Source organism: Nonomuraea sp. NPDC003727 (genome assembly GCF_053586935.1).
In genome coordinates this window covers 395,446-408,781 of sequence record NZ_JBSFNE010000006.1, presented here as the reverse complement: position 1 = coordinate 408,781, position 13,336 = coordinate 395,446, and the positions used below count along the sequence as shown (strand labels likewise).

The window sequence follows — 13,336 nt, the reverse complement described above, 5'->3', positions numbered from 1 at the left end:
TCTGGCGGACGGTGGGCCCCCGCCCGCTCTGGCGGACGGTGGGCCCCCGCCCGCTCTGGCGGATGGTGAGAACCCCCGCCCGCTCTGGCGGACGGTGGGCCCTCGCCCGGTCTGGCGGACGGTGGAGGCCCCGCCCGCGAGAGCCGCCGTGTCGGTTACTCGGGCATGAGGACCCTGTCGATGACGTACACGGTCGCGTTGGTCGTGCGAACGTCGCCGCAGACCACCTTGGCGTCATTCACCCGATAGCTCTCTCCCGAGCCCGAGGTGGTCAGCCGGCCGCCCTCGAGAGTGGTGAGTGTGGCGTCGGCCAGGTCGGTGGGCGTCTGCTCACCCTTGACCACGTGATAGGCGAGGACCTTGGTGAGCATCTCCTTGTCGGCCAGTACCCGATCCCGCGTCTGTTGCGGGATCGCGGCGAAGGCGGCGTTCGTCGGCGCGAACAGGGTGATGTCCTTGGCGGAGTTGAGCGTGTCCACGAGCCCGGCCTTCGCCACGGCGGCGGTCAGCGTGGACAGTGCGGGGGTGGTGGCCGCCGCCGTCGCCACGGGCTGCTCGGCCATCGCGCTGAAGCTGCCGGTGCCCGAGTCGGGTACGGCCGAGCACGCGGGACCGAACGGCTCCTCGGCCGCCCCGGACATGGCGGTGGCCATCGTGCTGACCGCCATGGTGGCGGCCAGGGTCAGGGCTGCCGGAAAAAGGAAGATGCGTCTCATGGTGCTTCCTTGTCTGGGATTGTGTCGTCAGCCCGGTATTCGGGCTTTCCGGTGGCCCGGAGGCGACAGGCGGCCCAAGAAACGGCAAAGCATGACAATTCCATTGAGCTGTCAAGAAAGGTCAAAGCGTGACGAGCCCGCCGTTCTGCCGGGCAAGCGTGCTGTATGGCTCGATGTCTGGTGACCGGGGCGAGCGGGTACATCGGCGGACGGCTCGTACCCGAACTGCTCGCCGCCGGGCACGACGTGCGCTGCATGGTGCGCTCGGCGGGACGGCTGCGCGACCTGCCCTGGGCAGGACGAACCGAGATCGCCGAGACCGACGCGCGCGACCTCGACCGGACCGCCGACGCCCTGCGCGGCATCGACGTCGCCTACTACCTCATCCACTCCATGAGCGGCGGCCGGGACTTCGCCGCCGCCGACCGGCAGGCGGCGCGCACGTTCGCCGCCGCGGCACGGCGTGCCGGGGTCCGGCGGATCGTCTACCTCGGCGGCCTCACACCGGAGCCGGGCGAAGGCCGGGCCGTCTCGACGCACATGAGCTCCCGCGCCGAGGTCGGCGAGATCTTCCTGTCGTCCGGGGTGCCGACCGTGGTCCTCCGCGCCGCGGTGATCATCGGGTCCGGGTCGGCCTCCTTCGAGATGCTGCGGTACCTGACCGAGCGGCTGCCGGTGATGACGACGCCGCGCTGGGTGCGCAGCCGTACCCAGCCCATCGCCGTCCGGGACGTGCTGCGCTACCTCGTGGCGTGGGCGGCGATCGACGAGGAGGTCAACAGGGACTTCGACATCGGCGGGCCCGACGTGCTGACCTACGCCGAGATGATGAACCGCTACGCGGCCGTGGCCGGCCTGCCCCCGCGACTGATCATCCCCGTGCCGCTGCTGACACCCAGGCTGTCGAGCCTGTGGGTGGGGCTCGTCACGCCGGTCCCCGCCTCGATCGCCCGTCCCCTGGTGGAGTCGCTGCGCACCCAGGCCGTGTGCCGCGAGCACGACATCGCCCGGTACGTCGGCGACCCGCCGGGCGGCCTGATCCGCTTCGACCGGGCCGTCTCTCTCGCGCTCCAGAAGATCAAGGAAGTCGACGTGGCGACCCGATGGTCCTCGGCGGCCGTACCGGGCGCGCCGAGCGACCCCCTGCCCACCGATCCCGACTGGGCGGGTGGCAGCCTCTACATCGACCAGCGCAGCGCGGTCGTCAGCGCCGCCCCCGAAGAGCTGTGGGCGGTCATCGAGGGCATCGGCGGCGAGAACGGCTGGTACTCCCTCCCCGTCGCATGGAAGATCCGCGGCGTCCTCGACCGGCTGGTCGGCGGGGTGGGCCTGCGCCGAGGCCGCCGCGACCCGCTGCGACTCCGGGTCGGCGACTCCATCGACTTCTGGCGGGTCGAGGAGATCGAACACGGACACCTGCTACGGCTGCGCGCCGAGATGCGGCTGCCCGGACTGGCCTGGCTCGAGCTGAGCCAGCGCCTCGAGAACGGGCGCACCGTCTACCACCAGCGAGCCGTCTTCCATCCCCACGGTCTGCTCGGGCACCTCTACTGGTGGACGATCCTCCCCTTCCACGGGCTGATCTTCGGCCGGATGCCGAGGAACGTGGCGGCCGCGGCCCGCGACACCGCACGCCGAGGACCGGATGGCGGGCCACGGGTGAGCCCCGGAGGGTGAGAGATGACGGCGGGCCGCGGCCCGCGACACGGCCCGCGGAGGACGGGGTGACGGGCCACGGGTGAGCCCCGGAGGGTGAGAGATGACGGCGGGACCCAGGGGCGGGCACGCTGACGACAGGGCAGCGTCCTCCGCCGCCGGGTCACTGGGCTGCTGGATGGAGGCCGCGCGGCGGTGAATCCACGCGGCCATGGGCTGTCGGACCCTCCATCCTGTCTCCGAACGCCGGACCTGTCCTCAGCCTCCTCGTTTCCAGAACGGGCGGGAGCGGCGGGTGGCGGAGTCGGTGGAGGACTCGCCCACCAGCAGAGTGAGGACCTCCACCGCGCGTGCCCACAGCGCGTCCGTGTCGGCGCCGGGGTGTTCGGCCGCTTCGAGTTCGGTGGCCAGCGCCGACAGCTCGGCATGACCGCCGAGATGAGCGGCGAGGGCGGCCAGCCTGCTGCCCAGGTCGGCCAGGTAGAGCCGGCGGTCGACGTGGACCGTCTTCAGCCGGTCGAGTTCGGCCACCAGCTGCGGTCTGACCAGGTCGAGCGACTGCCCGGCCGCCGGACGCGGCGGGGTGGCCTTCCCGCGGCCGAGCCTGGCGCTGAGCCCGCGGGACGGCCTGCCACGCGTGACGCGTGCCGCGTCCTCGCTCGCTTCGCGCGAGGGTCCTTCAGGCAACCAGCGCACCCCGCCGGACCCGCCGGGTCCACCGCGGTCGCCGCCTCCGCCGGGCAAACCGGAGACACCGGACCCTCCAGATCCAGCAGGCTCTCCAGCCCCGGGCTCTCCAGCTCCGCCGGGCCCTCCGGGCCCACCAGGGCTGCCGTGCTGTCCGGTGTCTGACGGTCCTGCTGGTGCTGCCGGTCCAGGCGCGGACTCCGCGACGTGGGCCGTGCCGAAGCCGCCCGAGAAGCCGCCCGAGAAGTCGCCGGAGGCCGGAGCGCCGGGCTCGGGCAGGCCCCCGGGGGCCGGCGAGCCGGTACGCCTGGGGGCGGCCGGCCTGGGCGGGGTGACGGGAGCGGCGGCCGCCATCGCGGTGAACATCATGCCGGACGCGGCGGGTGGCGCCATGGGTGGCTCCCACCCGCTGGGCGGTTCGACGGGCTGGATCACGTGGTGTTCGGGGGCGCCGTCGGTGACCTGGCGGGTGTCGACGGCGACGTATGCGGTGAAGCGGCACAGCACGCCGTAGATGAGGGAGGTCTCCACGATCCTGGACTCCAGGTCGTGCTCGCCCATGGCGTAGCGGTCCTCCAGGTCGCGCAGGTGCGCGCGGGCCCAGACGGCGCGGATGGCGGGATTGTCTACCACGGTGCCGGGAACGGTCTGCTCCCACGGCGCGCCGCCCGCGAGACCGTGGACGGTGACGGAGGAGCCGTCGCGGTAGCGTCCCGACACGGTCAGCGGGACGCCAGGGAAGATCGCGCCCAGGTGAGTGACGGTGCCGGCCTCGACGTCGAGGCCCTTCAACGACAGGTCGGTGACCAGCGGGGCGCCGATCCTGCGGTGGATGTGGTCCATGGCGGCGTCGAGGCGGTCCTCCGACTCGACCAGCTCGCAGCGGCCGGCGCCGAGGCTGGCGAGCCTGCCGAGGAAGCCCGCGTTGACGGCCCTGTCGATGCCGACGACGTGCACGCGCATGGCCGACAGGGCGCCTCCCGTCTGCTCCAGGATCTGGTCCTCGTTGCCGACCTGGCCGTCGGTGACCAGCACGACGATCCGGTCGCGAGGCCCGTCCTCGACCGGCTCGCCCGGCACGGTGGCGGGCTCGCCGACGGGCCCGCCGGGCGGGGCGGCGACGCCGTCCTGGGCGATGGCATCCGTGCCGGCCGCCCGGGGCTGGGCGAGCAGGGTGATGGCCCGCCGGAGCGGGGCGAGCAGTTCGGTGCCGCCGCGGGCGTCGACCCTCGACAGGTGTTCGACCGCGCGGTAGCGGTTGCGGTCGGAGGCCGCCCGCAGCCCCTCGAACGCCGGCTCCACCACCGAGTCGAACGTCAGCACCGCGAACCTGTCGTCGCCGGTGAGCGTGTCGACGATGCGGGCGGCGGCACGCCGGGCCGCCACCATCTTCCAGCCGGTCATGCTGCCCGAGCGGTCGAGCAGCAACACCACGTCGCGGGGGGTACGCCGCTCCGGGAGCGCGGGCGGCAGCACGGTCAGGTCGAAGGTGCCCTCGCCGTCGAGCAGCAGCGCCGTCGAGGCGTCGAAGCCCAGGCGCAGGATGAAGTCGCGGTCGAGGCGCTCGCCGGGGCGTACCTCGACGGTCGTGCCCTCGCGCTGGACGACGTGCAGGCTCGAGGCCAGCTCGCGCAGCTCGAGGCCCGCCGGATCGACGTCGGCGCGCAGCGACAGCCGTACCGGATGGGGGAAGCCCGGCAGCAGCACGGGCGGGGTGACGCGGGAGGCGTCGGGAACGGCGTCGGTGTCGGGGGCCACGCCGCCGCCCGCGGGGGCGCCGTCGACGGGCGCGCCGGGGATGTAGCGGGGCGCGACCACGAGGGGGAAGCGGAAGGTGGCCGCACCGTCCTCGTACGGCAGCGGCTGGCTCAGCGTGAGGCGCACGGTGACGCGCTCGCCCGGCAGGATGTTGCCCACCGTGATCGTGAAGACGTCGGGCCTGTCCTCCTCGGCGAGCGCGGCCCGCCTGCCCTCGCTGAGCGCCCTGTCGTAGTCGGCTCTGGCCTGGCCGCGCTCCTTGAGCACCCCCTCGATCACCCGGCCGTCGGCCTCCATCGTGAACGCGGTCACGGCCGCCCTGTCCGGCAGCGGGAAGACGTACGTGGCCTCCAACGTCACGTCGAACGGGTTGCGGAAGCCCTGGGCCACCTCCACGCCCGCGATCAGCCCGCTGATGCGCGCGACGACGTCGACGCTCTCCAGCGGGAGGTTGCCGCGCTCGGTCCGCAGCGCGCCCATGCCGGCCTCGGGGAGCGGCAGGCACTCTGTCGGGTCCAGCGAGATGATCTTCATGTCGCGCTCCCTTCGTGGAGGCGGCGCTCTTCGAGCACCGCGAGAAGCGGTCCGGCGGCGGCGAGGACTGCCTCGATGTCGGCTTCTGAGGGGGTACGGCCGGCGCCGTCGATGAGCAGCGTCACGCCCTCGGCCAGCCGTACGCCGTGGACAGGCCATGACCGCGGGCCGTGCTGGGGCCGGCGCGCCCAGAACCTCGGCCGTGCGCCTTCACCCGGCCACACGATGTCGGGGCCGCCCGGCGCGCCGAGGAGCGGGGCCGGAGCCATCCAGGACCCTCCGTCGGGCGGCCAGGCGGATCCGGGACCCGCGGCGGGGGCAGATGGCGACGGCGGGCTGGGGGACGAGCCGCCGGGAACCGCCGGGGGCCATGACGGCGACGCTGGGTCGGCGGTGAGAGACGCGTCGGGCCCGGCGCCGGCGGCAGGGGCGTGGTCCCGGTGGGGAGCGAGGTCGTGGATCGGATCGGGGACCCGTGAAGGGTCGCGGGGCGGCGCCTGGTATGGCGCCGGGCCGGGGGTGGCTTCGGGACGGAGCGCAGCGGTCGCGGGCGGTCGGGAGGCGTTCGGTGGAGCGGACGCCGAAGGTGTGGCATGAGGCTGCGGGGGAGTCGGCCCCGGCGCGGCGGGGGCGGCCTGGGCAGGCGCGGCTGAGACCGGCGGGGACGTGGCTGTGCGCTCCTGGGCGGACGATGCGGTGGGGGAGGGCTGAGAAGGCGCGGCCGGAACCGGCGGGGGAGCGACTGTGCGCTCCGGGGCAGACGGCTCGGCGGGGTCGCGCGGGGGGTGCGGGGGAGAGGTCTCGGTGGGCGGGGTGAGGTGGGCGGCCCGGGCGAGCATCGTGTCGGTGGCGCCCGCGAGAGCGACCTGGATCTCAGCGATGGACGATCCGTCGGCCTGCATCCGCTTGATCGCCACCAGTTGCAGCAGGTGCCGCCGCCCATAGAGGGCCACCCTGCCGCGCCTGGTGAGCGGCGGGTCGAGGAGCCCGATCGTGGCGTACCACCGGATCAGCCGCTCGCTCGGCACCTCGCGCACCCGGCCGTTGACCTGCTGGCCCGAGGCGCGCAGATGCTCGGCGGCGCGCTCCGCCAGCTCGCTGATCGTCCAGGTCTCGCTCATGATGCAACAATGACACTGTCATCGTTGCAGTGTCAAGATGGGGAAGATTCGGCTGGTGGCCGGGGTTGTTACGGGGGAGACCAGATTGTCGAGCGACGAGAGGAAACCTCATGGCTACGATCACCGGACCGCTGTCGGGCGACGCGCGCAAGGTTGTCGCGGAGGCTCTGCAGGGGGCGCTGGTCGACCTGATCGATCTGTCTCTGGTGGGCAAGCAGGCCCACTGGAACGTGATCGGTCCCCACTTCCGTCCGCTGCACCTGCAGCTGGACGAGCTGGTGACGGTCGCGCGTGAGCACGCCGACACCGTCGCGGAGCGTGCCGTCGCGCTGGGGATCAACCCCGACGGGCGCTCGGCCACGATCGCGGCGTCGACGAAGCTGCCGCAGCCGGAACACGGCTGGATCGAGGACGGCAAGGTCGTCGCGACCTTCACCGACATCCTCGAAGGCGTCATCAGGCGGATGCGGGAGCGGGTCGCCGCCACCGACGAGCCGGACCCCGTGACGCAGGACCTGCTGATCGCCGTCACGCAGGACGTCGAGAAGCAGCACTGGATGTTCCAGGCCCAGCGCTGACGTCACGGCCCTGCGCCGGACACGGCACCCGCACGGCACGCCCATGCGCACGGCCCTGCGCCGCGCCGGGCGACGGCCCCGGGCGGAGGGACCGCGGGAAGCCGGGCGCAGGGCGGCAGGAAGGGCGGAGGGCTACAGGAAGAAGGCGGCCAGCGTGGCGATCGGGGGGCGGGTGGCCAGGAGCAGGCGCAGCCCCTCCTCCGTCCCGTGGGTGGCCACCTCGGCCTCCACCAGCGCCCGCAGCCACGCGTCGCCGTCGCCCCGCAGCGCCGCCCCTTCCAGCCGGTCGAGCACGGTCGCCCCCGGGTGCGCCTCCCTGGTCAGCGCCGACAGCAGGTGCGGCCACCCGACCGTGAGGGCGGCCAGCTTGGCCACCGCCGCGTCGGGCGTGCGGGGCGCCCCGGCGAGCTGCCGCCGGTAGCTGACGAACGAGTAGAAGCGGAACACGTTGAGGTACCGCTTCACCTCGCGCGGGTTGCGCAGGTCGAGCCACGGGAGGGTGCCCCCGATGGCGTGGAAGGCGTTCTCGTCGCTGTAGAGGTCGCCGAAGACGCGGTCGGCGGCCCGCCGTACCTCTTCGGGGCGGGCGCCGAGGGCGTGCTGCGCGTGGCGGACGCTGTGCTCCAGGGTCGCCGACGTGGGCGACAGGCGCCTGATGGCGGCCTCCACCTTGTCGATCTCCTCCTCCCGTACGGGTTCGGCGGACGGCGGCGCGTCGTCGGCCTGCAGGCCGAGCAGGCCGCGCAGGTAGTGGGGCAGGCGGTCCTCGTCGAGCTGCGGCACGCTCAGCGGCAGCTGCACGATCTTCTCCAGGAACCGCCAGCCGACGCCTTCGGGCAGCCGCAGCCCCCGGTAGGCGTTCTCGACGTGCGCGGCCACCACGTCGGGCTCCATCGCCAGCACGAAGACGCAGTTGGGGAACTCGCCCGCCAGGAACAGGTTGATCGCCTCGATGACGTGCGCGACCGTGCCGGCGGAGCAGCGGTCGAGGTCGTCGACGAACACCACCAGCGGGCGTTCGGGGGTGGCCACCAGGTCCAGCACGTTGCGCATGTCGGTCTGCACCAGGTGCAGGAAGCCCGCCTTGCCGCGGTAGCCGTGCTCGCCGGCGAGACCGAGCGGGTCGGCCGGGCGCATCAGGTCGCTGAAGCTGCCGCTCGCCGCCTCGCCGAAGAACCTGGCCATCCGCAGCGTCCCGGTGATCATCGAGGCCAGGGCGCCCGACGAGCCGATCGCGGCGGCCGCGCCCTTCAGCCACGGCAGCAGCTGTTCGGCCGCCAGCGCCGCGCCGGACAGCAGCAGCGTGCCGGCCAGCGCGATCCCGACGGGCGCGAGCCTGGTGAGGGCCAGCCGGTAGGCCTGGCGGCGGACGGACTCCCTGTCGACCCGGGTGAGGTTCAGCTCCAGCCAGAACCGTTCCCGCTCGGCGGGCGGCAGGCGCCGGGTGACCTGCGTGATGATCTCGTGGGCGAGACCGGCCCACACCTGCTCGCCGTCCTGGTACATCCACGGGTTGAACCAGACCGTCGGCCGCCAGTCGCCCCCGGCCTCCGGTACGGCCCGGCCGGCGCGCGGGGCGACCGCCCGCCGTACCCGATCGAGGATCTCGGCGTTGGTCACCTGGCCGCGCTCGCGGCGCGGCACGCGCAGCCCGACCGGGTTCTCGCCGCTGGCTCCCGGGTCGAGAAGTTCCTGCACCATCCGCATGAGTGAGGTCTTGCCGACGCCCCACGGCCCTTTCACGCCGATCGTCAGCGGCGGCTGGGTGTCGGGGTGGCGGATGAAGGCGGCCATCGCCTCGGCGTAGACGCGGTGCCCGAGCCGGTCGTCGAGCGTCCACCGGTCCGGGGTCAGGCGGGCTCTCGGCCGTACGGCGGTGCGGCCCGCGCGCAGCCGCCGCAGGTTCCACGCCAGCCGGTCGGCCTCCTCGAGTGTCAGCAGCGATCCGCCGAACTCGCGTACCGCCTGGTGCGGAACCGGGGCCAGACCCCAGCGGACCAGCTCGTCCAGGCCTTCGCGGGCGTCCAGCAGGGCGGCGTGGTCGGCCGTCAGCTGCTCGGCGGGCCCGAGCAGCGAGGCCACGGGCAGCAGCCGCCGCGCGGCCTCGCTCAGGTGCAGGTCGTGGACGCGGGCGACGATCTCGGCCGCCGATTCGGGCACCTCCCGCTCGCCCACCGCTCTCAGCATGGCCGCCGTGTGCGCCAGCGCCACCTCTCCCGGGGTACGGCCCGCGCTGACGGTCACGTCCTCGATGTCGCCGTGGCCGAACATGATCGCGCGCAGGTCGGAGCCGCGTTCCTCGTAGGCTTGCCGCGCCATGCCGTACAGGTCGGCGACCGTGACCGCGTCGCGCCGGGACAGCAGGCCGTCGGCCAGCAGCCCGGTGAGGGAGGGGGCGGGGCCGGGCCGCTCGGTGCCGCGGCCGAGCGCGGCCGTCAGGGCGGCGGCGGCCACGGGCGGGTCGCCCGGCACGTTGAGCCGCGCGTGGCCGGGCTGCTCGGGGCCGGTGTGCAGCACCCAGCCGAAGTCGACCACCAGCAGCAGCGCCGCCGCGCAGGAGTCGCCGAGCCGCCGCGAGAACTCGGCGATCAGTCCCGTGAACGCGCTCGGCACCCACGCCGATCCGGCGGGCCAGCGGACCAGTAGCAGCTCGCCGGGCTCGGCCGACTGGAGGAAGGCCGCCAGGTCGGGGAAGGGGGTTTCAGGGCCGCAGGTGCGCACGCCGAACGCGCACTGCCGGAGGGCGTGCGCGAACCTGCGGGAGGGCTCACCGTCCAGGAAGACCAGGGCCCTGCGGGCCTTGATCCGGGGTGCCGGCCGCATGGGTGTCATGTCCAGGATGCTGGGACCCAGGATCGGCGGTGGCGCAGGGTTTGCGCAGAGTTTGACCGCGCGATCCCTTTCCATTCATGTCATTCCGATCGACTGGGCAAGGGCTTGGGCCTAGCGTGGCAACCGACAGGGAGGGCCCCACATGTTGCGCAGAACAGTGCTCCGCACGGGCGCCGTCGTGGTCGGCTCCCTGTGGCTCGGCTCGCCGGAGGCCCACGCCGCCGCCGGCCCCTACGGGCCGCTCGGCAAGCCCAACGCCGACGGACTGGCGCTCCCCAAGGGCTTCACGGGCCGGGTGGTGGCCCGTTCGGGGCGCAAGGTGGCGGGCCTGAGGTGGCACGCCGCCCCGGACGGCGGTGCCTGCTTCCCCGACGGCGACGGCTGGATCTACGTGTCCAACTCCGAGATCCCGCTGCTCGGCGGCGCGTCGGCGCTGCGGTTCGGGCCTGACGGCGCCGTCCGCGACGCCTACCGCATCCTGTCGGGCACCGACCTCAACTGCGCCGGCGGCGCCACCCCGTGGAACACCTGGCTGTCGTGCGAGGAGGTCACCAGGGGCCGCGTCTTCGAGTGCGACCCGTACGGCTCCCGCGCCGCCCGCCCCCGCCTGGCCATGGGCCGCTTCAAGCACGAGGCCGCCGCCTGCGACCCCGACCGGCAGGTCGTCTACCTGACCGAGGACGAGCCTGACGGGTGCTTCTACCGGTTCAGGCCGCGCGACTGGGGCGACCTGACGGAGGGCACGCTGGAGGTGCTGACCACGTCGGGCGCCTGGCGGCGTGTCCCCTCGCCGGCCGCGCTCACCAGGGCCACCCGCCACCAGGTCGACGACGCCAGGCACTTCGACGGCGGTGAGGGCTGCCACTACATGGGCGGCGTCTGCTACTTCACCACCAAGGGCGACGGCAAGGTGTGGGCCTACGACGCCGTCAAAGGCAGCCTGGAGCCGCTGTCGAGGGTGCGGGGCGCCGACAACATCACCGGTTCGGAGGCGGGCGAGCTGTTCGTCGCCGAGGACGGCGGCAACATGGAGATCAGCCTGGTCGGCCGCTCGGGAGAGGTTTCCCCGTTCCTGCGGCTGGCGGGCCACGACCGGTCGGAGCTGACCGGGCCCGCCTTCTCCCCCGACGGCAGGCGGCTCTACTTCTCCTCGCAGCGGGGCAGGAAGGGCGACGCGGGCGGGCTCGACGGCCACACCTTCGAGGTGACGGGGCCTTTCGCTCAGGCGTTGCTCAAGTAGCCGGTCAGCGCCGCCTTCAGCTCCTCGGTCAGCGCGGGCGAGTGGTGCGGGATCACGGCCTTGACCATGGAGACCGCCATCGTGCCCATCAGCAGGGCCCGGTCGGGGTCGAGGCCGGCGGAGCGGCGCAGGAGCAGCTCGGCGACCTGCTCGGCGATCGCCGCGTGCAGCCGTTGCGAGGCGGCCGCCAGCCGGTCGCCCGTGGCCGAGCCGTACAGCAGGGCCCAGTAGGCGGGCGAGCGGCTCTTGAAGGCCACGCTCTCGTCGACGAACGCCGCCACCAGGGCCTCCAGCGGCACCTCGGGGGTGACGGCGGCCAGCCGCTCGGCCCAGTACTCGCCGCGCTCGTCGGTGTAGCGGGCCACCAGGCCGTCGAGGATCTCGTCCTTGTTGCGGAAGAACTGGTACAGCGAGCCGGGCGACATGCCCGCCCGCGCCGCCACCTGGTTCGTCGTGAGGTCGGGGTAGCCCACCTCGGCGATGACCAGCTCCGCCGCGTCGAGGATCTCGGCCATGCGCTTGAGGCCCCGCGCCTGGCGGCGTACCGGACGGTCGGACATGCGAGCAGTTTACCGAGTTTCGTCGGCGACCAGCAGCGCCTCGGCGCCCACGGGCGTGAACCCCGCCGCCAGGAAGGCGCGCAGGCTGGCCGCGTTGCCAGGGGCGACCTGCGCCCACAGCGGCTCGTCGCACAGCGCGCGGGCCGCCGCGGCCAGCTTCCTGCCCACGCCGCGCCCCCGGTGGGCGGGATCGACCTCCACCGCGACCTCCCACCGCCCCGCCACGCCCCTGCCGATCACCAGCACGCCCTCCTCGCCGGCCCACACGCGTACGGCGTCACGGTGCCGCATGGCGCGCGCCACGCGGGGATGGCCGTCGTCGGTGATCTCGGTGAGCCCGGCGGGCGGCGGCCCTGCCAGCGGCCGGGCGAGCAGGAGCGCGTCGAGGTTGTCGACCGTCCTGCCGGTCTCCAGCTCCAGCGCCCGCAGGAACGGCGGGTTCAGCGGCGCGGACAGGTCGCCGTCGGGCAGCCTGTCGCGCAGCCAGCCGTGGTCGAGGTCGGCGAAGACCACGCTGTGCGCGGTGAAGGCGATCACGCCCATGTCGCGGTGGCTGGGTTGCGGCACGATCGTCACCGTGCCGTCGGCGCGGGGAAGCCTGCCCGCCGCCACGTCGGACAGCAGCTCGGCCAGTGTCATCAAGGGTCTCTCCTGTCGTCGGGGACGCGGCATCCCCTCCTGATCTACCGCAATCCGCAGGCCGGGGAGTGCGGGCCCGCTTCAGAGGTCGAGGGACCAGACCTGCTCGACGACGTCCACCCCGTTCTCGACCGACGTCTCCTCCGAGTCCAGGCTGAAGCCCGCCGCCTGGTAGATCCTGCGCGCGCTCACCAGCGAGTCCCTGGTCCACAGCACGATCCGCTTGTACCCCGACTCCCGCGCGTGCCGCAGGCACTCCTCCACCAGCCGCCGCCCCAGGCCGAGCCCGCGCGCCGCGGGCTCCACCAGCAGCATCCGCAGCTGCGCGGTGGTGTCGTCCTTGTGCACGCAGAACACCGAGCCGACCGGCTCCCCGTCGATCTCGGCGATCCAGCCCGTGTCCCTGGCCGGGTCGTACTCGCTGACGATGCGCGCGACGACCTTCTCGAACTCGAGGCCCCAGCCGTACTCCTTGCCGTACAGCGCCGCGTGCCGCCAGACGGCCCATCCGAGATCGCCCGTGCGCGGCGGCCTGATGACGTACGGCACGCGCGAGGCGGGCGCCTCCCGGCCGAGCGTCTTCCTGATCGACGACATCGCCGCGACGAGCCGCGCCTGCTCCTCCTCGCCGAGCCCGTCGAGCAACTGGCTGATCCGCTCGCTCTGGCGCCGGTCGAGCCCGGCGAAGGTGGTCGTGCCGGCCTCGGTGAGCCGGACGACCTGCTTGCGGGCGTCGCTCGAGGACCGCTCCCTGACGAGCAGGCCGTCGGCCTCGAACCTGGCCAGGATTCTGCTCAGGTATCCGGCGTCGAGGTCGAGCATGCGCCGCAGCTCGCCCGCCTCCAGCGCCGGCCCCTCGGCGCTGGCGAGCTCGAACAGCACCCTCACCTCGGTCAGGGAGTAGGGCGAATCGAGCATGCCGAGCTGCAGGACGCCGATCACCTTGGTGTAGAAGCGATTGAAGGCCCTGATCTCAGCGATCATTGCCTCGGTCAATGAGTTCATTGACACAGTC

General features: G+C 73.4%; 10 protein-coding genes. 3 read left to right on the top strand and 7 right to left on the bottom strand.

What is annotated here, in order from left to right; all coding sequences use genetic code 11:
- Positions 1–155: 155 nt before the first annotated feature.
- On the bottom strand, positions 156–668 hold the full coding sequence (locus tag ACWDLG_RS18295) for a fasciclin domain-containing protein (protein ID WP_449921451.1): 513 nt from the start codon (positions 666–668) through the stop codon (positions 156–158).
- 213 nt (positions 669–881) lie between these two features.
- Between ACWDLG_RS18295 and ACWDLG_RS18290 the strand changes: the two genes are divergently transcribed.
- Positions 882–2,393, top strand: a complete 1,512-nt coding sequence (locus tag ACWDLG_RS18290; RefSeq protein ID WP_449921273.1) for an SDR family oxidoreductase — start codon at positions 882–884, stop codon at positions 2,391–2,393.
- Positions 2,394–2,630: 237 nt separating this feature from the next.
- On the opposite strand, the gene ACWDLG_RS18285 is transcribed toward ACWDLG_RS18290, so the two are convergent.
- Together ACWDLG_RS18285 and ACWDLG_RS18280 are read right to left on the bottom strand one after the other, a co-directional pair.
- A complete protein-coding gene (locus tag ACWDLG_RS18285; RefSeq protein WP_449921270.1) occupies positions 2,631–5,351 on the bottom strand; it encodes a VIT domain-containing protein in 2,721 nt (906 codons plus the stop codon).
- A complete protein-coding gene (locus ACWDLG_RS18280) occupies positions 5,348–6,472 on the bottom strand; it encodes a MerR family transcriptional regulator (protein WP_449921267.1) in 1,125 nt (374 codons plus the stop codon). Before ACWDLG_RS18280 ends, ACWDLG_RS18285 begins: the two co-directional genes overlap by 4 nt.
- Before the next feature lie 110 nt (positions 6,473–6,582).
- Between ACWDLG_RS18280 and ACWDLG_RS18275 the strand changes: the two genes are divergently transcribed.
- Positions 6,583–7,050: a Dps family protein gene (locus ACWDLG_RS18275; RefSeq protein WP_354919314.1), complete on the top strand. Its 468-nt coding sequence runs from the start codon at positions 6,583–6,585 to the stop codon at positions 7,048–7,050.
- 132 nt (positions 7,051–7,182) lie between these two features.
- Here the strand turns inward: ACWDLG_RS18275 and ACWDLG_RS18270 are convergent, their stop codons facing one another.
- The gene (locus ACWDLG_RS18270; protein WP_449921263.1) at positions 7,183–9,882 is read right to left on the bottom strand and encodes a KAP family P-loop NTPase fold protein; all 2,700 of its coding nucleotides are present in this window, start codon (positions 9,880–9,882) and stop codon (positions 7,183–7,185) included.
- 142 nt (positions 9,883–10,024) lie between these two features.
- Between ACWDLG_RS18270 and ACWDLG_RS18265 the strand changes: the two genes are divergently transcribed.
- Positions 10,025–11,122 (top strand): alkaline phosphatase PhoX, encoded by a 1,098-nt coding sequence (locus ACWDLG_RS18265; RefSeq protein ID WP_449921260.1) that lies wholly within the window; start codon positions 10,025–10,027, stop codon positions 11,120–11,122.
- Here ACWDLG_RS18265 and ACWDLG_RS18260 read toward each other — a convergent pair.
- The 3 genes from ACWDLG_RS18260 to ACWDLG_RS18250 form a co-directional block, all read right to left on the bottom strand.
- Complete coding sequence (locus tag ACWDLG_RS18260) at positions 11,104–11,682, bottom strand: TetR/AcrR family transcriptional regulator (protein ID WP_449921258.1); 579 nt, start codon at positions 11,680–11,682, stop codon at positions 11,104–11,106. The genes ACWDLG_RS18265 and ACWDLG_RS18260 overlap by 19 nt on opposite strands.
- A 9-nt stretch (positions 11,683–11,691) precedes the next feature.
- Complete coding sequence (locus tag ACWDLG_RS18255; protein WP_449921255.1) at positions 11,692–12,321, bottom strand: N-acetyltransferase family protein; 630 nt, start codon at positions 12,319–12,321, stop codon at positions 11,692–11,694.
- A gap of 81 nt (positions 12,322–12,402) precedes the next feature.
- On the bottom strand, positions 12,403–13,326 hold the full coding sequence (locus tag ACWDLG_RS18250; RefSeq protein WP_449921252.1) for a bifunctional helix-turn-helix transcriptional regulator/GNAT family N-acetyltransferase: 924 nt from the start codon (positions 13,324–13,326) through the stop codon (positions 12,403–12,405).
- Between the last annotated feature and the right edge of the window lie 10 nt (positions 13,327–13,336).